The organism is Chryseobacterium fluminis (assembly GCF_026314945.1).
Classification (GTDB): domain Bacteria; phylum Bacteroidota; class Bacteroidia; order Flavobacteriales; family Weeksellaceae; genus Chryseobacterium; species Chryseobacterium fluminis.
This window is the reverse complement of record NZ_CP111121.1, coordinates 3,437,630-3,461,342: the sequence shown is the minus strand read 5'-3', so window position 1 is coordinate 3,461,342 and position 23,713 is coordinate 3,437,630. Positions and strand designations below refer to the sequence as shown.

The window sequence follows — 23,713 nt, the reverse complement described above, 5'->3', positions numbered from 1 at the left end:
AAATTTTGTTAAGCAAAAATAAGAAATAATAGGAAATAAAAAACCCTGCTTGAAGCAGGGTTTTATATATATGGTTAATATCTATTAATAATAACCTGGGTTTTGCTGGATATTTGGGTTACCGGCAGTTTCCTGAATAGGAATTGGTAAGGTATACTTGTAGCTATCATTTGGAAGATTAGTAACAGCAACAATATCATCCTTAGCATTTCTATCCATAGTAACACCTGCGAGTGTTGCCAATCTTTTCAAGTCAATATAACGGTGACCCTCTAAGGCTAGCTCAACTCTACGTTCTTTCAAAATATCAGCATAAGCGATCTGAGTATTTGTATAAGCGGGAGTTACAGCAGTACCATTAAAGTTTCTAGCAACTCTTACTTGTTGTACAGCAGCAGCAGCAGCAGTTAAATTATTGGCAGCTACTTCAGCTTCAGCTACGATAAAATACATTTCAGACAATCTAAATATTTTAAGATCATTTCTTGTAGGCGCGCTGGTTTTACCCGGATATTTGTCAATAACAATTCTATCAGCAGTGGAAGACACATTCTGGTAATTTGTACTTGGTAAAGCAGAAGGATCTACGTATGCCCATCTTCTGATATCTCCCGGTACATTAATTAAATTATATAAGTTTCTTCCTAAGAACCACATAGGAACACCAGATACTTGCGAGGTGTTTGTATTCCATCTTGTTCCAATGCTGCTTCCAGCACCGGCAGGCAATCTATTTAATGCGAATACAATTTCCCCTCTGGTACGATCTGCCCACATATTTCTATAAGGATTGAATGAACCGTTCAGTCCGTTTCCATTTGCAGTCGATGTTCCTCCATAAAATGCTATATTCCAAGCACTAGACTGAGCAACATTAAGTGTTTGATTAAAAGGTCCTGAAACAGCACCTGAATAAGGATTGGTACCTTCAATAGGCATGGCTGTAGTAAGTACTAACCCTGAATTATTAATCGTTTCCTGAGCATATTGCTTAGCTAGCGCAGTATTCCCAATATAAAGATTGAATCTTGCAGATAGTGCGCTTACAAAGTTTTTATCAGCATAATATTGTGTTGTACCGTTAGCAGTTAAAACACCTCTAGCATAATCTAAGTCAGCTTTAATAAAGTCATAGATATCCTGATTTTTCACTCTAGGTAACTGAGCATCAGTAGCTGGTACATCTTTCACTAGCATAACTCCTAATGCATTAGGATTCTTCATATCAGTAGAGAAATAAGACTCTAACTGTAAATAACAGAATGCTCTGATAGCTCTAGCTTGAGCTAAAATACTGTTGTATTGATTAGTTTCAGCTGTACCGTTAGGAGTAATCTTCGTTGCTCCTTCGATTAATCTATTAATTCTGTTGATTGTAAAATAGTGACCTAACCAGATAGATCCTGTCAAACCTTCTGAAGGATCAAGAAAATATCTGTGTAGTTGAAATTCCTGTCCACCACTACCACTTCCTGGCTTAACCTCGTCGGTGATTACAGCTCCAAGGTAAATTTCATTATTTGTATCAAGACTTCCATATACAGATCCGATCAAGAATTCATTCATGTTAGCTACACTAACAAAAAGCTCATCTTCTCCTACCTGTCCTGGCTGAACGATATCAATGGCATCCTGGCAACTATTCATAGTGACACTTGCGGCCGAAAGAGTTGCTAAAATTAATACTGTATTTATTATTCTTTTCATAAATTCTTTTTTTTAAAAATCAACATTCACACCCACTGAAACAGTTCTTGGGTTAGGGTAAACATTTAATGAATATGTAGTAATTGGTTCTGGATCAAACCCTTTCCATGAAGTCCAGGTATATAAGTTTTCTGCCTGAACAAATACTTTAACCGATCTCACTGGCAAGTTACCTAATTGGCTTTTAGTAAAGTTATATCCTAATGAGATGTTCTTTAATCTGATAAAATCTGATTTATAAAGGAATCTATCTGAAGAACCTTCTAATCCTGCATTGTTTGCAAATAATGATGGTACATCTGTATTAGTATTATCAGGCGTCCACGCGTTTAATAAATCAGCAGAAACGTTGATATTATTAGCCGCATAGAATGGATCCATTACCCAAGAATATAAGTTATCATAGATATATCCTCCCTGTTGGAAAGAGAATAAAGTATCCATAAAGAATCCTTTATGCTGGAAGTTAAATCCAAAACCTCCTGTAAATTTAGCATATGGAGATTTCCCGGTTAATCTTCTGTCACCTGCAACTGGAGATTTCGTCATATTACCGTTAATATCCAGGAACATCTGCTCTCCGTCTGCAGGATCTACCCCAATGTAAGGATATAATTGATATTGACTAGCAGGACCTCCTACTGCATCTACTACATCTCCACTTAAATCCTGTGTATCCATAGATACGATTTTATTAGAGTTGTAAGCTGCATTGGCAAAAATACTTAATTTAGTGTCAGCTCCTTTCAATACATTGAATCTTACCGTACCTTCAACCCCTTTATTATCCATCACACCATTATTACCTCTGATAGTGTATTGACCGATAGCAGCAGATGTTACTAAATCATTAAACATTCTTGATGTTCTTTTCTGATAGTATTCTAAACTACCTTCAACAAATCCTTTGTAGTTAAAGTCTAATCCTATGTTCGTTTGTTTTACCTGCTCCCAACGCAAATATGGGTTTGCTAAATTAGAGAAAGAAACTCCCGGTAGATTTTGATAACCTGATACAGAGCTATATAAATCAAGATAGTTATTAGGTAAAAGTGCTAGTGGGTTGGTATTATTAGCAGGTACGGCTAAGTTTTGGTTACCCGTAGTACCAATTGAAGCTCTTAACTTTAATAATCTGAATCCAGAGTCAGCCATGAAGCTTTCTTTGTCGATATTCCATCTTGCAGCTACCGACCAGAAGGTTTCCCATCTGTTAGCACTGTTAAATCTGTAAGATCCATCTCTTCTTACAACTGCGCCTACCCCATAACGATCGTTATAGTCGTAATCCACTGTTCCAAAATAAGCAAGCGTTCCTCCGGTAACTTTCTGTGCAGAAACAGAAGGTCTGTAAATGTTCGGAGTATCTGGATTAAATGGTACATATCCTGTTCCAGCTCCAAATGACCAGAATAAAGGATTCAGACCATTCTGAGTCTGAGAATTATTATACCAGTGAATTTTATTATAATCTAAATAAGCTGCGGCTGAAATTGTATGTTCTCCAAAAGTCTTATTAAAAGTAACGTTCGTAATTGAGTTAAGTGTAAAGTCTTTTGTCGTACTGAACTGCTCAAGTCCTCCGTACTGTGCTCCTTGACCAGCAGCTACGGAAATAGCAAGATATCCTAGCGGAGATCTGGCAAAAATCCTTTCATATTCTTTATAATCAATACCTGTTCTGTTTCCTACACTTAACCAATCTGTCAATTTGTAGTTAACATTGGTAAGAGCACTGATGCTTGTTTCAGTAAATTGATTTCTGATACCTCCGTTAATATTATCGTAAAGAATGTATGGTCTGTTTGCTGCACTATTCTGTCCGATTGCATTAAATAGCTCTCTACCATTATTATATGGAGAAGGAGCCATAAATGATGGCGATAAAACTCCACCAAATAATGGGTTTTGAATTACGTTTGCATTAATAGCAGCGTTCGTTTCATCATCCAACTGATTTCTTTTGGAATACCCTAAACCAACGATTGTATTAAATGTTAATCTGCCATCTTTTGATTTTCCACTTAGATTATTTCTTAAGGTAAATCTTTTGAAATCCGTTGATTTAACGTTACCCTCACTATCCAAATATCCCAATGAAAGGAAGTTACTGATATTTTCACCTCCAGCACTTAATGATAAGTTATGTTGCTGAGACATCCCCACCTGAGTGAATTGCTTATTCCAATCGGTATCAATTCCCCAATTATCGATCTGCTCTTGCGTTAGTGTCGTTCCTAAACCTGCTGCACCATAGTTATTCTGAATTTGTAATAACTGTCTTGCATTAGACATATTGTAGTCAACCTTAGGCATATAAGAGAAAGAAGTCAGAGCATCGTAAGAAATTCTTAGTCCTGAGTTGAATTTACCACCTTTAGTAGTAATAACGACAACTCCATTAGCCGCTCTGTTACCATAGATCGCAGTAGCCTGAGCATCTTTTAAAATACTGAAAGTTTCAATATCATAAGAGTTCAAGTTTCTGAATTGAGATCCAGACGTAATAATACCGTCTACTACATATAATGGGTCTGTAGAACCGTTCAATGAACTTAGACCTCTAATTAAGATATTGAATTTACCTGAACCTGGTGATCCGGAAGCTGAGTTCACTACAATACCGGGAGCAGTACCCTGAATCGAGTTCAAAACAGAGATATTCGGTCTGTTTTCTAGAGTCTCAGATCCAACAGTTACAGAAGCCGATGTAGACTTAGCTTTTGTAGAAGTTTTGCTATACCCTAAAACAACTACCTCTTCGATTTTAGTCTCGTCTTTAGTTCTTGTAGAGTCGCTTTGTGCAAATACAGCCTGTCCTGTGAAAAACATGACACCAGCTGTTAATACTCGTAATTTAACATTCATATTAACAAATTTTAATATATTTTAATGGGCAAATATGTTAATAAATATTAACACTTGCAAGTTTTCTGATGACTTATATAGAATATTTTTTTATTAAATAATGTGAATACTATTATAATATAGTAATACTCAATAATAATTAGTGAATTTTATTCCATAATACGTAATTTTTACACCACTATAAGTTAATTTAACATTTTTTCAACAACATATAAAATATTATTTAGATTAATTATAAATTACAAAGCGTATAATTCACCAAAAAAAGATATTTTTACAAAATTTAACTTCTACCTCGTCAATAACTTAGAATAAATTAAACTTCAATATAAATTACTACATTTGTAAAGGCAATTCAAGTGTCATAAAACAACTCAATTACTAATCAACAACATAATCAAACATGAATCGTAAAATAATTCTTACAGGTCTATTATCCGTTTCGTCAATACTGGGTTATTCTCAGCAAACATTATCTGTAAATCAGGTGACGGGCGACCATGCAGTTTTCAGTGCTAAAGGAGAAGAAAAGCCCATGAAATATGAGGACATATCTGGATCTCCGTATATTGATAAAAATTTCCACCAGGCTAAGGTCGCTGACAACTATGAAAAAATCTCAGTGCGATATAATTCTTATAAAGATGAGGTTGAATTTCAGAAAGATAACAGCCCTCTTGTACTGCCAAAAGAAAGTCAGTTTTCAAGAATTGAGATATCATCACCACAGCAAACACTGGTTTTATTGGAAACCGGAGATGATTTAAGCGGATATTTTTTTGAACTGGCAGGCGGAAAAAATGCACTCTATAAAAAAGTAAAAACCAAATTTATAGATGCAGCTCCGGCAGCCAATTCTTACGCAACCGGTAGACCTGCATTGTTTAAACTTCAGCAGCCTGTTTATTATATTAAAACAGAAAAGGGATGGATCAAAAAACCTAAAAGCCAAAAAGACATCACAGAAGCTTTTTCAGATAAAAAGGATGCTTTAAATACATTCTTTAAATCCAATAAAATAAAGTTTGACAAAGAGGAAGACCTGATCAAACTGGTCAACTTTCTAAATCAAAATTAATTGAATAAAAAAACCACTTTAAAAAAGTGGTTTTTTTATGTTAATCAAAAAGTGAAATTATTTCAATTTTTTCTTCACGGCTACTTCTTCATAAACTTCAAGAATATCACCCGTTTCGATATCATTATACCCTTTCAGATTCAATCCACATTCGTAACCTTTTGTTACTTCTCTTACATCGTCTTTGAAACGTTTTAAACTTTCTAACTCGCCGTCAAACTTAACGATGCCATCTCTCAATAAACGAACTTTGGACTGTCTGGTAACTTTTCCTGTAAGAACCATACAACCTGCAATTGTTCCTACTTTAGAAATCTTGAATACCTCACGGATTTCAACATTACCGATTACCTGCTCCTGAATTTCCGGAGAAAGCATCCCTTCCATCGCTTCTTTTACTTCATCGATCGCTTTATAAATAACAGAATACGTTCTGATCTCAATTTCTTCACGGTCTGCAAGATCTTTTGCGTTGGCACCGGCTCTTACATTAAATCCGATAATGATCGCATCAGATGCTGCGGCTAAGTTGATATCAGATTCCGTGATCTGTCCTACTCCTGAGTGAAGGATTTTCACGCTGATCTCTTCCGTTGAAAGTCTTTGTAACTGATCAGAAAGTGCTTCTACAGAACCATCCACGTCACCTTTAAGGATAATATTCAGTTCTTTGAACTCACCTAAAGCAATACGTCTTCCCAATTCTTCAAGAGTTGTATGCTTCTTGGTTCGGATGGACAGTTCTCTCTGCAACTGCTCTCTTTTGTTAGCAATAGCCTTACCTTCACTCTCATCAGCATATACACGGAATTTATCCCCTGCTGTAGGTGCTCCGTCCAATCCTAAGATCGTTGCCGGAATTGAAGGACCAGCCTCTTCCAGATTTTTACCTCTTTCATCCAGTAAAGCTTTTACTTTACCGTGATTTTTACCGGCTACCACATAGTCACCGACTCTTAAAGTTCCTGTCTGTACCAGCATCGTTGCTACATACCCTCTACCTTTATCTAAAGACGCTTCGATAACAACACCGTTGGCTGCACGTTCCGGATTAGCTTTCAATTCAAGCATTTCTGCCTGCAATAGAACCTTCTCCAACAATACATCTACGTTATTACCAAATTTAGCTGAAATCTCCTGCGCCTGAACATTTCCACCCCATTCTTCAACCAATACCGGCGGATTTAATCCGGAAAGCTGCTGACGGATGTTATCAGGATTCGCATTAGGTTTATCAACCTTATTGATCGCAATAATCATCGGTACCTGCGCAGCCTGAGCATGGGCAATGGCTTCTTTCGTCTGAGGCATCACATCATCGTCCGCTGCAATTACAATAATAGCAATATCGGTGATCTGTGCTCCTCTCGCTCTCATTGCGGTAAAGGCTTCGTGACCGGGAGTATCCAGGAATGTAATTCTCTGTCCGTTTTCCAATTTCACGTTATAAGCTCCGATGTGCTGAGTAATTCCACCGGATTCTCCTGCAATTACATTGGTTTTCCTTACATAATCCAATAATGAAGTCTTACCGTGGTCAACGTGTCCCATTACGGTAACTACCGGCGCTCTGAATAACAGGCTTTCTTCAGTATCTATTTCGTCTTCTGCATCATTTTCTTCAAGATCCGCATCCGAGAATTCGATTTTGTACCCAAATTCATCCGCTACCAACAACAAGGTATCCGCTTCCAGTCTCTGGTTCATGGTAACCATTACCCCTAATGAGAAACATGCAGAAATAACTTCTGTCGGAGAAACATTCATTAAACTCGCAAGTTCACCTACCGTGATAAACTCGGTTACCTTTAATGTTCTGTCCTGTGCATCAATTTCCTGCTGACGCTCATCCTGTTCCCTACGGAAGTTTCTCTTATCTTTCCTGTGTTTGGCAGATTTTGATTTACCTCCTTTATTGGTTAACTTCTCAAGCGTTTCCTTGATCTGATTTTTAACTTGTTCATCTGTCAATTCAACAGGCATCGTTCTCTGACCAGGTCTGTTGTTACCAAAACGGTTTCCTCCCTGACCCGGCGGACGATTTCCCTGACCACCCTGACCTGGCGGTCGGCTGCCCTGGTTGTTTCCAAAACGGTTTCCACCCTGGCCGCCTTGCCCTTGCGGACGGTTCTGGCCACCTTGCCCCTGAGGACGGTTGCCTTGAGGCCCACCCTGTCCCTGAGGACGGTTTTGCCCACCCTGATTATTATTATAAGGACGGTTTCCCTGTGCACCACCCTGGTTGTTATTGTTTCCACCCTGCTGGTTGTTTCCACCACCTTGTGGATTGTTTCCACCGGGCTTTTCAATTCTTTTTCTTTTCTTCTTAGCCCCGGAATTTGGTTTTGGTGCAAATTGGGTTAAGTCGATCTTTTCACCAACAATTTTAGGTCCGTCAAGCTTTTGATAAACGGTTTCAATTTTTTGTGGTTCTTGAGGTTCTTCTTCTGTTTTCTTCGTTTCAACAGGTTTTACCTCGGCAGGCTTAGCAGCCTCAACAACTGGTTTTGGAGTTTCTTTCACAGGTTCTACAACTGGTTTTTCCTCTACTTTTTTCTCCTCTTCTTTAGGTTTGTCTTTTTTCACTGGTCTATTCCTAGATTCTATTTGAGACAAATCTATTTTATCCAGAACTTTAAATTCCTGCTTTTCAGGAGCCGCTTTCACCTCAGGAGCAGGTGCAGCTTCCTCTTTTTCTCCTCCACTACAGGTGCAGGTTTTTCAGCAGGAGTTTCTTCAACTTCAGGTTTTTTAGATTCAAGATCTATCTTACCTAAAATTTTAGTTTCCGGTTTATTAGCTTTAGCTCTTATTACTTCAGGGGTCTTTTTCTCTTCAATCTCCAGTTTTTCTTCCGGAACTTTAGTGATAACCACCTCATGGGAAGCTTTACGCTGCTCACCGTCTTTGGCAAACTCAGCTTCCAATGCAGAATATGCCGCTTCTTCTAATTGAGCGTTAGGATTGCTTTCAACCTCGATACCCTTAGCTTGTAAAAATTCCACTAATCTGGACATCGAAATATTGAATTCCTTAACCGCTTTATTTAATCTAATTTTTGGCATCTATACTATTTACTGTTTTTTTAATTCTATAAAATTAAAGTATTTCTTTTTTACTGTTTTATTAAAATTTATTGAAAATCTTAATCTTCGAATTCTTCTCTCAGAATACGTTTTACTTCTTCGATCGTTTCTTCTTCAAGGTCTACCATATTCAGAAGACTTTCAGTTTCCTTATCCAGTACCGATTTTGCAGTCGTAAGACCTACTTTTTTAAATTCATCCAGGATCCACTGCTCGATATCGTCATTAAATTCTCTTAATTCAACGTCGTCATCTTCGCTGGCTTCTCTATGCACATCAATTTCATAACCTGTCAACCAAGAAGCAAGTCTGATGTTCTGGCCCTGTTTTCCGATTACTTTGGAAATCTCTTCAATAGGCGTGTATACCAGTGCATACGACTGATCCTCATTGATATCAATTTTATTGATGGTAACATTTCCCAAAGCTCTCTTCACCAAAATTTCAGGGTTTTTAGACCACTGAATAACATCGATGTTTTCATTTCTCAACTCTCTTACCACGCCATGAATTCTGGATCCTTTCACCCCTACACAGGCACCTACCGGATCAATTCTGTCATCGTAAGCATCTACTGCTATTTTCGCCTTTTCCCCAGGAATTCTTACTACTTTTTTCAGCATAATAGTACCATCCTGAATTTCAGGGATTTCCAGCTCTAATAATTTCTCAAGGAATTTAGGAGCAGTTCTGGAAATAATAATCTGTGGTTTTGAACCTTTGAAATCTACTGTTTCAACAATAGCTCTGATATTCTCACCTTTTTTAAAGAAATCCGACGGAATCTGATTTTCTTTAGGCAAAATAAATTCGTTCCCTTCATCATCCAGCAAAATAACATGCTTATGACGGATGTGGTGAATTTCTCCTACAACAATCTCGCCAATTTTATCCCTGAACTGCTCATACAACATGGCGTTGTTATGCTCCTGCAGTTTGGTGGCAAGAATCTGCTTCAAAGTAAGGATATTTCTTCTGCCCAACTGAGCAACAGGAATTTCCATGGTAAAGTCTTCTCCAACTTCAAAGGTAGGGTCTATTTTTTTAGCCTCAGAAATTTCAATTTCCAAATCATCATCTTCAGACATTTCGTCTTCTACGATGGTTTTATTTAAAAATATCTGAAAATCTCCTTTATCAGGGTTTACAATCACATCAAAATGATCATCCGAATCGTATCTTTTTCTCAAAAGGGTCTTCAGTGAATCTTCAATAATTGCCATAAGATCAATCTTACTGATCCCCTTTTCGTCTTTAAAATCACCAAAGGATTCAATCAACGCTATATTGTCCATTTATTCTTTTTTCTTTTAAAATTTAATTGTTACTAACGCTTTTTTAATCTCAGAGTAAGGAATTTCTTTTTCCTCCTCCACATCTACTTTCCCTTTTCCAATATCTTTTGGCTTGCGGTAGCGCAGAATAAGTGTAATTTTTTCTTCATCCACTTTTGCAAGTTCTCCTTCTGTCTGGGTGGAGTCATTTAGTAAAACTTCAATTTCTCTTCCCAGATTTTTTGCAAACTGTCTTGGTGTCGACAGGGGCTCACTCAATCCTGCAGACATTACCTGAAGGCTGAAATCATGCTCCTCACGATCCATATTGAACTCTATTGCACGGCTTGCATCCAGGCAATCCTGCAAAGAAACGCCGTTATCACCATCCAGAATAACGGTGATATCATCCCCTGCAGAAAACTTTAAATCAATAAGAAATAAATCTTTTCTGGTGTCAAGGAATTCGTTTAATAATTCTTCAATTCTCTTTCTAAACTCCATAAAAAATGTAATCTTGATTTACCCGTACGAAAAAAGGCTTTCTTCCGAAGGCCTTCCCATTTTTTCCGTAAATCCAATGCAAATATACAAATTTTTCTTAAAAAACCAAAATATCCTTATTATCAATCAAATAAGTTAAAATGATTTACATCAAATTAAAAGTTGTGGTGAAGGTATTTTTATTATTTTTGTCTAGAATTTTTAAAAACATACATTTTGAATATAACGATTGTAGGAACAGGTTATGTAGGATTAGTAACAGGCACTACCCTAGCAGAACTTGGCAATTCAGTATACTGTGTAGATATTGATGAGAAAAAAGTAGAAGGTATGAAAAACGGCATCGTTCCCATTTATGAGCCGAACCTTGAAGAGATGTTCCTGAGAAACATTCAGGCTGAAAGATTATTTTTCACCACTAATCTGAAAGAAGCCTTAGACAAAAGTGAAGTGATCTACCTGGCTTTACCTACTCCTCCCGGAGAAGACGGTTCTGCAGATCTTTCATACGTCCTGAAAGTAGCCGGTGACATCGGCGAAATGATGACAGAATATAAAGTTGTCGTTAATAAAAGTACCGTTCCGGTAGGGACAGCAGACCGGGTACGTGAAGTTATTTCCTCAAAAACAAGCATTCCTTTTGATGTCGTTTCCAATCCGGAATTCTTAAGAGAAGGTTTTGCCGTTGAGGATTCTATGAACCCGGCAAGAGTAGTTGTGGGTTCGAGCTCTGACAAAGCGAAAGATATTATGGCTAAAATTTACCAGCCATTTACCAATACCGGAATTCCCATTATCTTCATGGATGAAAAATCTTCCGAACTTACCAAATATGCCGCCAACTCATTTTTAGCCGTAAAAATTACGTTTATGAATGAAATTGCCAATTATTGCGAAAAAGTAGGCGCCGATGTAGACAAGGTAAGACTCGGAATGGGAAGTGATGACAGGATCGGACACCGCTTTTTATTCCCCGGCATCGGTTACGGAGGAAGCTGTTTCCCTAAAGATGTAAAAGCACTGATAAGATCCGGCAAGCAGGAAGATTTTAATTTCCAGATCCTGGAAGCTACAGAAAATGTAAATATTGCCCAGAAAGTGATCCTGGTCTCAGAAATTGAAAAATATTTCGGAGGAAGCATCGAAGGAAAAACCATTGCCATGTGGGGACTGGCCTTTAAGGCCAATACGGATGACATCCGGGAAGCCTCTTCATTGGACAATATTGCTTTGCTATTAGAAAAAGGCGCGAAAATTGTTGCGTATGATGCCGTGGCAGAAAATAACGTCCGAAAAATACTGGGAGATCAGATTCAGTATGCAAAAACTATGTATGATGCACTGGAAAAAGCAGATGCATTGTTTGTCGCAACAGAGTGGCCCGAATTTAAGAACCCTAACTTTGGACTCATGGCTCAGAAAATGAACCACAAGGTTATTTTCGACGGAAGAAATTTGTACCCTCTTGAAATTCCGGAACAGAACGGATTCTATTATAAAAGTATCGGACGCAGAACAATCGGCTAAGAGCCATTGTAAGCATCTATTATTAATTAAAGACAATTAATCTTAAAAAAGTCAAAAGCGATAAGCCGTGACTTATAATATAAAAACATGAAGAATATAATCATTACTGGAGGAGCAGGATTTATCGGCTCGCATGTGGTAAGAGAATTTGTAAAAAACAATCCGGAATCTACCATCATCAACCTTGATGCGCTGACGTATGCCGGAAATCTCGAAAACCTGAAGGATATCGAAAACGAACCTAATTATGTTTTCGAAAAAGCAGACATCACAAAACCCGAAGAATTAAGAAAAGTATTTGAAAAATATAATCCGGACGCCGTGGTTCACCTGGCTGCAGAAAGCCACGTTGACAGAAGTATTACGGATCCTATGGCATTCATTAATACGAATGTAAACGGTACGGCCAATCTTCTGAATCTCTGTAAGGAATTCTGGACGTTAAATCCGGATCACACCCACGGAAGATTTCCTGATGAGAAAAGAACAAATCTTTTCTACCACGTTTCTACAGATGAAGTCTATGGAAGCCTTGGGGAAACAGGATTCTTTTTAGAAACTACGGCATATGATCCACAGTCTCCGTATTCAGCTTCCAAGGCTGCTTCTGACCACTTAGTAAGAGCGTACGGGAACACGTACGGAATGCCGTTTATTATTTCGAACTGTTCTAATAATTACGGTCCGAATCACTTTCCTGAAAAACTGATTCCTCTGTGTATTTCAAATATCATCAACGAGAGACCTTTGCCGATCTACGGTGACGGAAAATACACCAGAGACTGGTTATTCGTCATCGACCATGCTAAGGGCATCCACCAGATTTTTAACGAAGCAAAGACAGGAGAAACTTACAATATCGGCGGATTCAATGAATGGCAGAATATCGACCTGGTAAAAGAACTTATCAGACAGATGGATGAGAAGCTCGGAAGACCTCAAGGGCATTCAGAAAAGTTAATCACTTATGTAAAAGACAGACCGGGCCATGACAAACGTTACGCGATCGATGCAACGAAATTAAATTCCGAATTGGGATGGAAGCCTTCCGTAACTTTTGAAGAGGGCTTAGGAAAAACCATCGACTGGTATCTTGAGAACAAGGAATGGCTGGAACATGTAACGAGTGGTGATTACCAGAAATATTACGATAAACAATACAACTAAAACACAATCTGAAGATGAAAGGTATCATTTTAGCCGGAGGTTCCGGAACCAGACTTTACCCTCTTACCATAGCCGTAAGCAAACAGCTCATGCCTGTTTATGACAAACCGATGATCTACTACCCTCTTTCTACCCTGCTTCTGGCCGGGATCAAAGATATTCTTATCATTACGACACCTCATGACCAGGCCGGTTTTATTAAGCTTTTAGGAGACGGCTCACAGATAGGATGCAATATTGAATATGTAGTACAGCCAAGTCCGGACGGACTGGCCCAGGCATTCATTCTGGGTGATCAGTTTATAGGAGATGCTGCTGCTGCGCTGGTGTTGGGTGATAATATTTTCTATGGTTCAGAAATGGGCACTTTACTAAAAAATAAAACAAATCCGGACGGAGGTGTGGTTTTTGCCTATCATGTTTCAGATCCTGAAAGATATGGCGTGGTAGAATTTGATGACGACTTCAAAGCCGTTTCTATCGAAGAAAAACCCACCCAGCCCAAATCGAACTATGCCGTTCCGGGGCTTTATTTCTATGATAATAATGTGGTAGAAATCGCCAAAAACATCCAGCCTTCCCACAGAGGAGAGCTCGAAATCACGGACGTTAATAATGTCTATCTTCAGAACGGAAAACTTGAAGTCGGGGTATTGGACAGAGGTACGGCATGGCTGGATACGGGAACATTCGATTCCCTGAATGACGCCTCTGAGTTTGTAAGCGTTATTGAAAAAAGGCAGGGCTTCAAGATCGGATGTATCGAAGAAATCGCTTTCAGAAATAAATTTATCAATGAAGAAAAGCTGCTGGAAACTGCTGCCAAGTATGGAAAAAGCGGGTATGGCGAATATCTTAAAAAACTTGTTAACAAATAACGATTAACTTTAAATATTTATCAACTATTGGCCTTATTGGTCAATAGTTTTTGTTTATAACAGCAAATATCAATATATTAGTTGTTGTTTTTCTGTTTCAGGTGAATAATGTTTCGCAGGTGTGGAGTAACATAAGAATTAATTATTATAAATTTGCATTAAAATTTTTACATAGATGACTGAACCACAACAGAAGTGGACCGAAACGATTGAAGCCAACCACACCTTATTCGACTTAAAGCTTAAAGAAGTCTGGCGATATAAAGATCTTGTTTACATGTTTGTGAAGAGAGATTTCGTATCCAGTTTTAAGCAGACGATTTTAGGTCCAATCTGGTTTTTTATCAATCCTATTTTAACGACTATTGTTTATTTAATCGTTTTTGGGAGGATTGCAAATCTCCCTACAGATGGTGCTCCGCCATTACTTTTTTATCTTGCGGGCGTTACCCTCTGGAATTATTTTTCATCTTGCCTGCTTGGGACCTCATATACATTTGCAGGAAATGCAAATATATTCGGAAAGGTATATTTTCCGAGACTGGTTTCTCCCCTTTCTATTGTGATTTCAAACCTGATGCGTTTTGGGGTGCAATTTCTACTTTTTATTATCGGCTGGACGTATTACTTTTCTAAAGATCAGGTACATCCTAATATCTGGATCCTTGCCACTCCTTTTCTGATTATTTTAATGGCACTGTTTGCATTAGGTGTGGGAATGATTTTTTCCGCCCTTACAACAAAATATAAAGACCTGGCTATGCTTTTAGGATTTGGCGTAAGCTTATACATGTATGCTACTCCTGTTATCTATCCGACCTCTGCATTACCAGGATTTTTAAAAGAAGTTTCATTCTATAATCCTCTTACCGGAATATTCGAATGCTTCAAATATGCATGGCTTGGTGTCGGAAATTTTTCACCAGTAATGCTTGCCATAAGTACCGCTATTATATTGAGCCTTTTACTTATTGGTACTGTTATTTTTAATAAGGTTGAAAAGACCTTCATGGACACTGTTTAAAAAAATATTTATTAATTTTCCTAATTAAATTGTAAAATGCTGGCTTTAAAAGCAGAAAATATATCAAAACAATACCGCCTGGGGCAAGTCGGTACAGGAACCTTATCTCATGATCTTAACAGGTTCTGGCACAAAGTGAGAGGCAAAGAAGATCCCTATTTAAAAATAGGAGAAGCTAATGACAGGACCAAAAAAGGAACATCAGAATATGTATGGTCTCTTCAGGATATCAATTTTGAAATCGAACAAGGTGATACCGTTGGAATTGTGGGTAGAAACGGAGCAGGGAAATCTACCCTGCTGAAACTCTTAAGCAAAGTTACAAAACCTACGACAGGACAGATCTACACAAATGGGAGAATTGCATCCCTGCTGGAAGTGGGAACCGGATTTCATCCGGAGATGACTGGCCGCGAAAATGTTTTCTTAAACGGTGCCATTTTAGGAATGACCCGTAAAGAAATCAAGCGTAAGTTTGATGAAATTGTAGAATTCTCCGGTGTTGAAAGGTATATAGATACTCCAGTAAAAAGATATTCTTCGGGAATGTATGTACGTCTCGCATTTGCCGTTGCCGCCCATCTGGAATCTGAAATTTTAATTGTAGATGAGGTTCTTGCTGTTGGTGATGCAGACTTCCAGAAAAAATGCCTAGGGAAGATGAATGACGTAGCCAGAGGTGAAGGCAGAACTATTCTCTTTGTAAGCCACAATATGACAGCCGTAAAAGAGCTTTGCAATAAAGGCATTCTCCTTACACAAGGAAGGCTTGATTATAAAGGAGACATGCTAAGCACTATTATAGAATATCAAAAAAGCAGCTCTACAGCCACATCTTATCATTATAATGGTAATATTAGCGAAGCTTTAGGGAATGATAATATCAGAATAAAAGAATTTACGGTAACCCCTACTCATGGTAACTTAATAGATATCGATTCCGGGATACACGTAAAGCTTTCATTTTACAACAACTCTCCAAATATTAATCTTGATACAACTTTTGAATTAAGAAACTATGAAGAGCTTGTTATTTTTCATGTAGGAAACCTGATTACACAGAACAATGATTCCAAAAAAGGAGATTATACCGTAGAATTTGATATTCCTGCAGGATTACTCAATGCAGGGAATTACTATTTTAAACTGTACTTCGGCAAAGACCAAACCGAGCTACTATATGGTATTGATAATTTTATTGGATTTGAAGTTGAAAATGTAAAAGTTGGCACAAAGCTTCATGTATATCCTGGAGTTATAAGACCTAATTTTGATTATAATATAAATTTTAATGAATAGCGATATACCTCAGTATTTTAATTTAGACAGAATAGGGAACTCTTCTCTGGGTTTCATTACTGTGGCTGAAAGTCTGAAAAATATTCCGTTTGACATTAAACGTGTGTACTGGACCTACTATACTCCACAGGATGTTATAAGAGGTGGGCACGCTCACAAAAATCTCAAACAAATTATTGTTGCTGTTTCTGGTATCATTGAATTTAATACGGAGGACAAAACAAATAATAAAGAAGTTTTCACGTTAGACAATCCTTCAAAAGGCTTATATCTTCCCGAACTGGTATGGAGAGATATTAAATTTTCCCATAATGCAGTTTTATTATGCTTAGCTTCTGAACCATATACTGAGGATGATTATATTCGGGAATATAATGAATTTAAAAGCATTATTAATGAATTATAAAGTTCATAATCTGGCAGATGTTCAATCTGAAAACATAGGAGAAGATACCATGATATGGCAATTCTGTGTTGTTCTAAAAGATGCTGAAATTGGAAAAAACTGCAATATTAACTGCAATGTTTTAATCGAAAACGATGTAAAGATCGGCGATAATGTAACCATAAAACCAGGAGTTCAGGTTTGGGATGGGGTTACTTTAGAAGATAACGTATTTATTGGCCCTAACGTAACCTTTACCAATGATCTAATACCACGTTCCAAGCAATATCCTTTACAGTTCAGCAAAACTTTGGTAAAAAAGGGAGCTTCCATCGGAGCAAATTCTACCATTGTTGCAGGCAATACTATTGGGGAAAATGCCTTAATAGGCGCAGGAAGCGTTATTACGAAAGACGTGCTGCCAAATACCGTATGGTTCGGAAATCCGGCTAAGCAACGAGGAACTATCAATGAAAAAGGAGAAATCTCATATACAAAAACCAAATGATTAAATTTTTAGATCTACAAAAAATAAACTTATCTCATCAGGAAGAAATTGAAGAAAGGCTTCTAAAGGCCTTCCGTTCCGGATGGTACCTTATGGGTAATGAACTTAAGACGTTTGAAGCAAATCTTTCCCAATATATCGGGGCGAAGCATGCAATCGGCGTAGCCAATGGTCTGGATGCCCTCCGCCTTATCCTTCGTGGATACATCGAAATGGGACTGATGAAAGCCAATGACGAGATTCTGGTTCCTTCTAACACTTATATCGCTTCAATCCTAGCTATTTCCGATAACAGACTGGTTCCTGTATTGGTAGAGCCGGATATTGAAAATTATAATATCGATATCTCTAAAATTGAAGAAAAAATTACTTCCAGGACAAAAGCGATTTTAATTGTACACCTTTATGGAAGGGTTATCTTCTCGGACAAACTCGAAGCTTTAGCCAAAAAATATAACCTGAAGATTATTGAAGATAATGCCCAAGCCATCGGAGCAAAATGGAACGGTAAGAAGACAGGAAACCTTGGAGATGCTTCCGGATTTAGTTTTTATCCTGGGAAGAATCTCGGAGCATTGGGTGATGCAGGAGCTGTTACTACGAATGACGAAGAGCTTGCGAAGACCATCAAAGCTCTGGCGAATTATGGCTCGAATAAAAAATATGTAAATATCTACCAGGGCTTAAATTCAAGACTGGATGAGGTTCAGGCGGCTGTTTTGGATGTCAAGCTGAAATATATCGATCAGGAAAATGAAGTGAGAAGAAAGATAGCAGAGCGCTACATTGCCGAAATCTCCAATCCTAAAATTATTCTTCCGGAAAATCCGGAAAAAGGATCTGAGCATGTGTGGCATGTGTTTTTAGTCAGAACCGAAAAAAGAGATGAGCTACAGGCATATCTTACAGAAAACGGCGTACAGACTCTGATCCATTATCCTATCCCACCCCATAAGCAGGAGGCCTACAAAGATTGGAACGGTTTATCTTTTCCGATCAGTGAGAAGATTCATCAGGAAGTACTAAGCCTGCCGATCTCACCGGTTATGAGTGATGAAGAGGTACTAAAAGTAATTGAAGTTATCAATATGTATTAAAATTAGCCGCTACCAAAATATTAGCATTTACATTTAAGCACAAAATTGACAAAAAAGAAATTACATACCGATATAGAAAAAATACTGTTTTCAAATAAAAAGTATTTCGAATCCTGTGTCAAAACTGCTGAGAAGCTTTTTGAGGAAGGGCTGTATGAAGATTGCATTAATTATATTGAAAAAACAGCTTCCTTCGGATGGTTCAATTTTTCATGCTATTACAAATGTGAAAAATTAGAAATTCTTTTAGCTAAAATTCAGCAGAAGATTTTACCGGACTTCTTTCAGCAAAAGAAGCATGGGAAAACTAATAAAATACTTCATATATGTTCAGTGGTTTATACATCGGGAGGGCATTCTAAACTACTTTATAACTGGATAAAAAATGATACTTCCAAGAAGCATACAGTCTTAAGCACAAGGCTCTCTCTGGAGGAGCTGCAGGAAGTAAGTCATTTCCATCTCGGTGATTTCGAAGGTCTAGAACAGATCAGCGTACAAGCCTCATCAAAAATAGAATCCGTAAACTTGCTAAACCAGCTTCCTTTGAACGATTATGAAGCTATAATCCTGCATATACATCCTGACGAGACTATTACCAATATTGTTTTATCACAAAAAGATATTATAACCCCGGTTTGTTTAGTTAACCATGCCGATCATGTATTTTGGCTGGGAACTTCTATTGTTGATATTCTTCTCCAAATTAGAGAATCCAATATATCTATTGACACTGACAGAAGAGGTATCGCCCCGGAGCGACAGTTTTTTTTACCGATCCCTGTGGAAAACAGCAGCAATATAAATGATGGAAATACATCTTCAACCTTACAAATCTTAAGTACCGGAACAGCTTATAAATATAAGCCTACCGAAAACTATAATTTCCTTCAAGAGGCTCATAAAATTGTAGAGAAGCATCCTAATGTTATTTTTAATATTGTAGGAATAAGTCCGGATACATGGTATATTAAAGACTTTCATCACGAAAGAATCGTTCTGCACGGGATTATATCATCAACCGAGCTGGCTAGCCTTGAAGAAAAGACTCATATCTATGTTGAAGGTTTTCCTATGGCTTCGTTTACAGCGCTTCTGCAGGCTGCTTTGCGCAAAATACCTTTTGTGTTGCATTATAGACCGCTACTCTTATTTAAGCTTTTTAGTGAAAATAAAGAAAATGCAATCATATATCCTAATAATTTGGAACAGTGGCATGATATGATGGACAGGTTGATCCTTGATAAAAAATACCGGGCTGAGACTTTAGAAAATCAATATCAGTATATCCTGAATAATTTTAGTATTGATGTCTGGAAATCGCGTATTAATAATTTATATGAAATAATAAGTAGACAGTCTCATTCATTTTGGACGACGGGTCCGGATAAATATTACCATGATGAGAACGAGAAACTGCTGGTAACGATAGATAAAAGAAAATTTTCGCATTACAGCTTTACGGAAAAAATGTCTCTTAAAGGGAGGTATTTCGTATATAGAATGGCAAAATCTAAGAATATAAATATCGACTATCTTGAGAGAAAGGAAGTATTAAAATATCTTTTGAATAAAGCATGAGCACAATTCCCAATATTAACAGGATTAATAATTTTGATTTCCTCCGTTTACTCTTCGCCAGTTTAGTAATAGTATCCCATTCTTATCCTTTAACTGGCCGGCTTGAATTTGTAGGTATACTTACCAAAGATCAGCTAAGCCTCGGCTCTTTATCTGTAGATAGCTTTTTCATAATCAGCGGTTACCTTATCATGACGAGCCTGCAACGTAGTAAAAGCCCACAGGAATATCTGTGGAAAAGACTATTGCGGCTTTACCCGGCTTACACTGTCCTTCTTGTACTTACTATGCTTTTCCTTCCGATGATCTATCAGGGAAATAATATTTTTAAAGAAAAAACTTTTTGGAGTTATTTTCCTAATGCTATTTCTTTATATAAAGTACAGTATGAAGTAAAAGGAATCTTTGAAACCAATCCCTATCCAAGGGCTATCAATGGTAGCTTGTGGTCTTTGGCTTATGAATTCACCATGTATATTGCCCTGTTATTTTTATTTCCTTTCAGAAAAGCAAAATACCTCCGCATAATTGCATTGTCGATCTTTTTAATATCCTTCTTACTGAACGCTACGGATATCCATATCTTAGGGAATACCATGAAGAAGATATATCTCCAGCCCGCTGAATTTTATAGGCTTTGCACCTATTTTATGGCCGGAAGTGCTTTGGTTCTTTTCAATTTAGACAGAATAAATCATCTTTGGGTAAAATGGCTGTTGTTTGCGACCTTAATTGCCGCACTTTATTTTGAGGTATATAGATATGTAGCACCGGTTATTCTGCCCTTGTTTATTATCATGGCTGGTACCAGCAGCACCAAAGTCCTGAATAGTATCGGTAAAAAAATTGGTGATATTTCTTACGGTGTCTATATTTATGGTTTTATAGTACAGCAAACACTAATGTTCTATTTCAATCTTGGAGTAATTGAGCTAGCGATACTAAGCATTATGATCACCTACATTCTGGCATATGGCTCATGGCATATCATTGAAAAAAAGATGCTAAATTATAAAAATCTGGTAAAATGATTCAGGAAACTCAAAATAAACTTGCCATTGTTATACCTTACTACAAAATAGATTTTTTTGAAGAAACTATTCGCTCTATAGCATCGCAGACTAATAAAAATTTCACTATCTATATTGGGAATGATGCAAGCCCGGACGACCCCACTTCTATTATCGGAGAATATTTATATGAATACGAATATTACTATTTCGAGTATGCAGATAATTTAGGTGGTAAAAATCTGGCATTACAGTGGGAAAGAATTCTTGAAAATGTAAAAGAAGATTGGTTCCAGATCCTTGGCGATGATGATACTATCTCTGAAAATTTTGTGGAGGAATTTTATCATCATCTCACTAAAGCTGATGAAGGAAATATTAATGCTATAAAATTTTTATTCCACTGGATTAATGAAGACAGCAGTACTTATAAAATCCATGATTATAATACAGAATTCATTACAGCAGAGGAAATCTTGAAAAAAAAATATTTTGCAGAGATAGACAGCAGTCTTTCCGAAAATGTTTTCAGAACTTCTATGTATAAAAAATACAGATTTGAAAAGATACCATTGGCATGGGGCAGCGATGAACTGGCAATCCTGTCTTTTTCCGGAACAAAACCCATCCTGTTTGTTAAAGACGCAACCGTAAGCATCCGTATTTTCCCTAACAGCATTTCCGGATCTAAAGAAAAAAGCCTTGAAAAATCTCACGCCTACAATATATATCGGGAAAAACTAATCATAAAATATGGGCATCGGTTTCAGGAAAGCTTTGTAGAGAAAGTAACGGATGATTATCTCAACTGGTGCTATTATCAGAAACAGGATGCTAATCCTAATATCATCTTTTATTATTTAAAAAGATTTCAGTTTATAAAAGCTTTAAAGGCAGGCAGAAGAATTTTTTATATAAAAAGAAAATTAAAAATGTAACTTTATATAACATTAATGATGTAAAAACAGTACAATGAAATCTATTATAAGATCCCTTCTGGGAAATAAATATATGTTCTTTAAGGACTTATTTTTTCTGTTATCTGACCGAAAGAATTTAACCCAAATTATATCTCCAAAAGAAATACCTCTTATCATTATTAACTTCAATCAACTGTTTTATTTACAAAAACTGGTTGATTTTGCAGTTAAGAATAATTTCAAAAATATTGTCATTATAGATAATGTATCTACCTATCCTCCTCTATTGGATTATTATAAGAAAATAGAGCACTTCGTAACCATAGAAAGGATGGAGAAAAATTACGGACATATGGTTCTATTTGAAGTTCCGCAGCTGCTCGATAAATACTGCCGGAATTTCTTTATCCTTACCGATGCCGATATAGAACCCAATGCCAGGCTCCCATCTAACTTTTTAAAAAAGCTGATTTTTCTCCTGATGAAATACCATAATAAAGTTCTGAAAGTAGGATTTGCATTGGAAATAAAAGATATACCTCTACATTATCCCGCGCGAGAAAAAGTTTTGAGTTGGGAAAAAAAGTACTGGACCAAAGAAGTGGAAAAGGATATTTATGAAGCGTATATCGATACCACATTTGCCCTTTATAAGCCTCATCCGAAAAAATATATGAAATTTCCGCAAGATTTTTATAAAGCACTACGTATTGGGTCAGACTATACCGCAAAACATGGCGGCTGGTATATAAATTATGACCGCTTATCCGACGAGCAGCAGTATTACGTAAACCTGGCGAACCAAAGCAGTTCCTGGGTTTTAGATAAAGAAGGCACCACAAAAAGTAAAGATTATTGAAATGAAAGCATCTGTAGCTTTATGCACTTATAATGGCGAGCGATATCTGAACGAACAGTTAGATTCCATTCTCAGCCAGACGGTAGCAGTAGATGAGATTATTATCTGTGATGATGGCTCAAACGATAAAACCGTAGCAATACTCTTTGGCTACCGGGAAAAATATCCCGGTATTTTCAAGGTTTATCAGAATGAAACCAATCTTGGATTCATTAAAAATTTTGAAAAAGCAATTAAGCTCTGTTCTCATGAAGTTATTATTATCAGTGATCAGGATGATGTCTGGGAAAAGGATAAAGTAAAGGAGACTTTACATTTTTTTACCTCTAATACACAATTCGATGGCGTATTTCATGACTTGAAATTAATTGATAATGAAACCATACATTCTTCGTATCTGAATTGGAAAAAGATTTCCCACGAGGAAATTTTAAAAGAAATATCGGAAAAGGAGCTTTTCACTGCTCTAGTCAATAAAGGAAGTTTCATCCTTGGATGTGCCTTAGCCATTAGAAAAGAAGCATTACAAAGTCATCATTTGGAAAATTTTCCCATTGCCCATGATTATTTTATTGTTCAGAAACTGAGCATTAAAAATAAACTTGGCTTTATTCCGAAATCTTTATCTTCGTACAGGCTTCATGCAAATCAGGTCTATGGATTAAGATATAATTCTGACAAAAAACATGTTGAAAAACTCTCCAAAAGTAAACAGTATTTTAAAGATTATGTACATCCTTATATGAATGCCTTAAAAAGAGCCGGAGAACTATCTCCCGGAGAAGATCTGAAGAAGACAGAATTGTATTCAAAATTTATTGCTCGAAGAAATACCTATCTCAATACAATGGGATTTATACGTAAAAAGCTTTATATTGCAAAATGTGTCCGGTACCAATATCTGGATCTAAAACCTGCCGATATATTTACAATCTAATAAT

At 37.0% G+C, this 23,713-nt stretch carries 20 protein-coding genes; 14 read left to right on the top strand and 6 right to left on the bottom strand.

Annotated elements, in window-relative coordinates; translation table 11 throughout:
- Nucleotides 1-84 precede the first annotated feature (84 nt).
- On the bottom strand, nucleotides 85-1,707 hold the full coding sequence (locus tag ODZ84_RS15815; protein WP_266173390.1) for a RagB/SusD family nutrient uptake outer membrane protein: 1,623 nt from the start codon (nucleotides 1,705-1,707) through the stop codon (nucleotides 85-87).
- 12 nt (nucleotides 1,708-1,719) lie between these two features.
- Nucleotides 1,720-4,575, bottom strand: a complete 2,856-nt coding sequence (locus ODZ84_RS15810) for a SusC/RagA family TonB-linked outer membrane protein (protein ID WP_266173389.1) — start codon at nucleotides 4,573-4,575, stop codon at nucleotides 1,720-1,722.
- A 403-nt stretch (nucleotides 4,576-4,978) separates the two neighbouring features.
- Here ODZ84_RS15810 and ODZ84_RS15805 point away from each other — a divergent pair, with 403 nt between their 5' ends.
- Complete coding sequence (locus tag ODZ84_RS15805; protein WP_266173388.1) at nucleotides 4,979-5,653, top strand: hypothetical protein; 675 nt, start codon at nucleotides 4,979-4,981, stop codon at nucleotides 5,651-5,653.
- A gap of 57 nt (nucleotides 5,654-5,710) precedes the next feature.
- Here ODZ84_RS15805 and infB read toward each other — a convergent pair whose 3' ends face one another.
- The 4 genes from infB to rimP all read right to left on the bottom strand — a co-directional run bounded on the left by infB (nucleotide 5,711) and on the right by rimP (nucleotide 10,517).
- A complete protein-coding gene (infB, locus tag ODZ84_RS15800; RefSeq protein ID WP_323136745.1) occupies nucleotides 5,711-8,239 on the bottom strand; it encodes a translation initiation factor IF-2 in 2,529 nt (842 codons plus the stop codon).
- 77 nt (nucleotides 8,240-8,316) lie between these two features.
- Nucleotides 8,317-8,718, bottom strand: coding sequence for a hypothetical protein (locus tag ODZ84_RS23670; protein WP_323136744.1), 402 nt, complete (start codon nucleotides 8,716-8,718; stop codon nucleotides 8,317-8,319).
- Nucleotides 8,719-8,798: 80 nt separating this feature from the next.
- Nucleotides 8,799-10,034 (bottom strand): transcription termination factor NusA, encoded by a 1,236-nt coding sequence (gene nusA, locus ODZ84_RS15795; RefSeq protein ID WP_266173387.1) that lies wholly within the window; start codon nucleotides 10,032-10,034, stop codon nucleotides 8,799-8,801.
- 15 nt (nucleotides 10,035-10,049) lie between these two features.
- Nucleotides 10,050-10,517, bottom strand: a complete 468-nt coding sequence (rimP, locus tag ODZ84_RS15790; RefSeq protein WP_266173386.1) for a ribosome assembly cofactor RimP — start codon at nucleotides 10,515-10,517, stop codon at nucleotides 10,050-10,052.
- A 216-nt stretch (nucleotides 10,518-10,733) separates the two neighbouring features.
- Between rimP and ODZ84_RS15785 the strand changes: the two genes are divergently transcribed.
- The 13 genes from ODZ84_RS15785 to ODZ84_RS15725 all read left to right on the top strand — a co-directional run bounded on the left by ODZ84_RS15785 (nucleotide 10,734) and on the right by ODZ84_RS15725 (nucleotide 23,709).
- Nucleotides 10,734-12,044 carry a UDP-glucose dehydrogenase family protein gene (locus ODZ84_RS15785; RefSeq protein ID WP_266173385.1) on the top strand — a complete coding sequence of 437 codons (1,311 nt, stop codon included), beginning with the start codon at nucleotides 10,734-10,736 and terminating at the stop codon, nucleotides 12,042-12,044.
- Between the two features lie 87 nt (nucleotides 12,045-12,131).
- Nucleotides 12,132-13,211, top strand: a complete 1,080-nt coding sequence (rfbB, locus tag ODZ84_RS15780; RefSeq protein WP_266173384.1) for a dTDP-glucose 4,6-dehydratase — start codon at nucleotides 12,132-12,134, stop codon at nucleotides 13,209-13,211.
- Between the two features lie 14 nt (nucleotides 13,212-13,225).
- Nucleotides 13,226-14,089, top strand: coding sequence for a glucose-1-phosphate thymidylyltransferase RfbA (gene rfbA, locus ODZ84_RS15775; RefSeq protein WP_266173383.1), 864 nt, complete (start codon nucleotides 13,226-13,228; stop codon nucleotides 14,087-14,089).
- Between the two features lie 175 nt (nucleotides 14,090-14,264).
- On the top strand, nucleotides 14,265-15,113 hold the full coding sequence (locus ODZ84_RS15770) for an ABC transporter permease (RefSeq protein WP_266173382.1): 849 nt from the start codon (nucleotides 14,265-14,267) through the stop codon (nucleotides 15,111-15,113).
- A gap of 36 nt (nucleotides 15,114-15,149) precedes the next feature.
- Complete coding sequence (locus tag ODZ84_RS15765; protein ID WP_266173381.1) at nucleotides 15,150-16,412, top strand: ABC transporter ATP-binding protein; 1,263 nt, start codon at nucleotides 15,150-15,152, stop codon at nucleotides 16,410-16,412.
- A complete protein-coding gene (locus ODZ84_RS15760; protein ID WP_266173380.1) occupies nucleotides 16,405-16,818 on the top strand; it encodes a sugar 3,4-ketoisomerase in 414 nt (137 codons plus the stop codon). Before ODZ84_RS15765 ends, ODZ84_RS15760 begins: the two co-directional genes overlap by 8 nt.
- Nucleotides 16,808-17,305, top strand: a complete 498-nt coding sequence (locus ODZ84_RS15755; RefSeq protein WP_266173379.1) for an acyltransferase — start codon at nucleotides 16,808-16,810, stop codon at nucleotides 17,303-17,305. The genes ODZ84_RS15760 and ODZ84_RS15755 overlap by 11 nt, the downstream gene beginning before the upstream one ends.
- Complete coding sequence (locus tag ODZ84_RS15750) at nucleotides 17,302-18,402, top strand: DegT/DnrJ/EryC1/StrS family aminotransferase (RefSeq protein ID WP_266173378.1); 1,101 nt, start codon at nucleotides 17,302-17,304, stop codon at nucleotides 18,400-18,402. Before ODZ84_RS15755 ends, ODZ84_RS15750 begins: the two co-directional genes overlap by 4 nt.
- A gap of 45 nt (nucleotides 18,403-18,447) precedes the next feature.
- Complete coding sequence (locus tag ODZ84_RS15745) at nucleotides 18,448-19,983, top strand: glycosyltransferase family protein (RefSeq protein ID WP_266173377.1); 1,536 nt, start codon at nucleotides 18,448-18,450, stop codon at nucleotides 19,981-19,983.
- Nucleotides 19,980-21,014, top strand: a complete 1,035-nt coding sequence (locus tag ODZ84_RS15740) for an acyltransferase family protein (RefSeq protein ID WP_266173376.1) — start codon at nucleotides 19,980-19,982, stop codon at nucleotides 21,012-21,014. Before ODZ84_RS15745 ends, ODZ84_RS15740 begins: the two co-directional genes overlap by 4 nt.
- Complete coding sequence (locus ODZ84_RS15735; protein WP_266173375.1) at nucleotides 21,011-21,931, top strand: glycosyltransferase family A protein; 921 nt, start codon at nucleotides 21,011-21,013, stop codon at nucleotides 21,929-21,931. The genes ODZ84_RS15740 and ODZ84_RS15735 overlap by 4 nt, the downstream gene beginning before the upstream one ends.
- 34 nt (nucleotides 21,932-21,965) lie before the next feature.
- Nucleotides 21,966-22,772 (top strand): glycosyltransferase family 2 protein, encoded by an 807-nt coding sequence (locus tag ODZ84_RS15730; RefSeq protein ID WP_266173374.1) that lies wholly within the window; start codon nucleotides 21,966-21,968, stop codon nucleotides 22,770-22,772.
- Nucleotide 22,773: 1 nt separating this feature from the next.
- Nucleotides 22,774-23,709, top strand: a complete 936-nt coding sequence (locus tag ODZ84_RS15725; protein WP_266173373.1) for a glycosyltransferase — start codon at nucleotides 22,774-22,776, stop codon at nucleotides 23,707-23,709.
- Nucleotides 23,710-23,713: the final 4 nt, after the last annotated feature.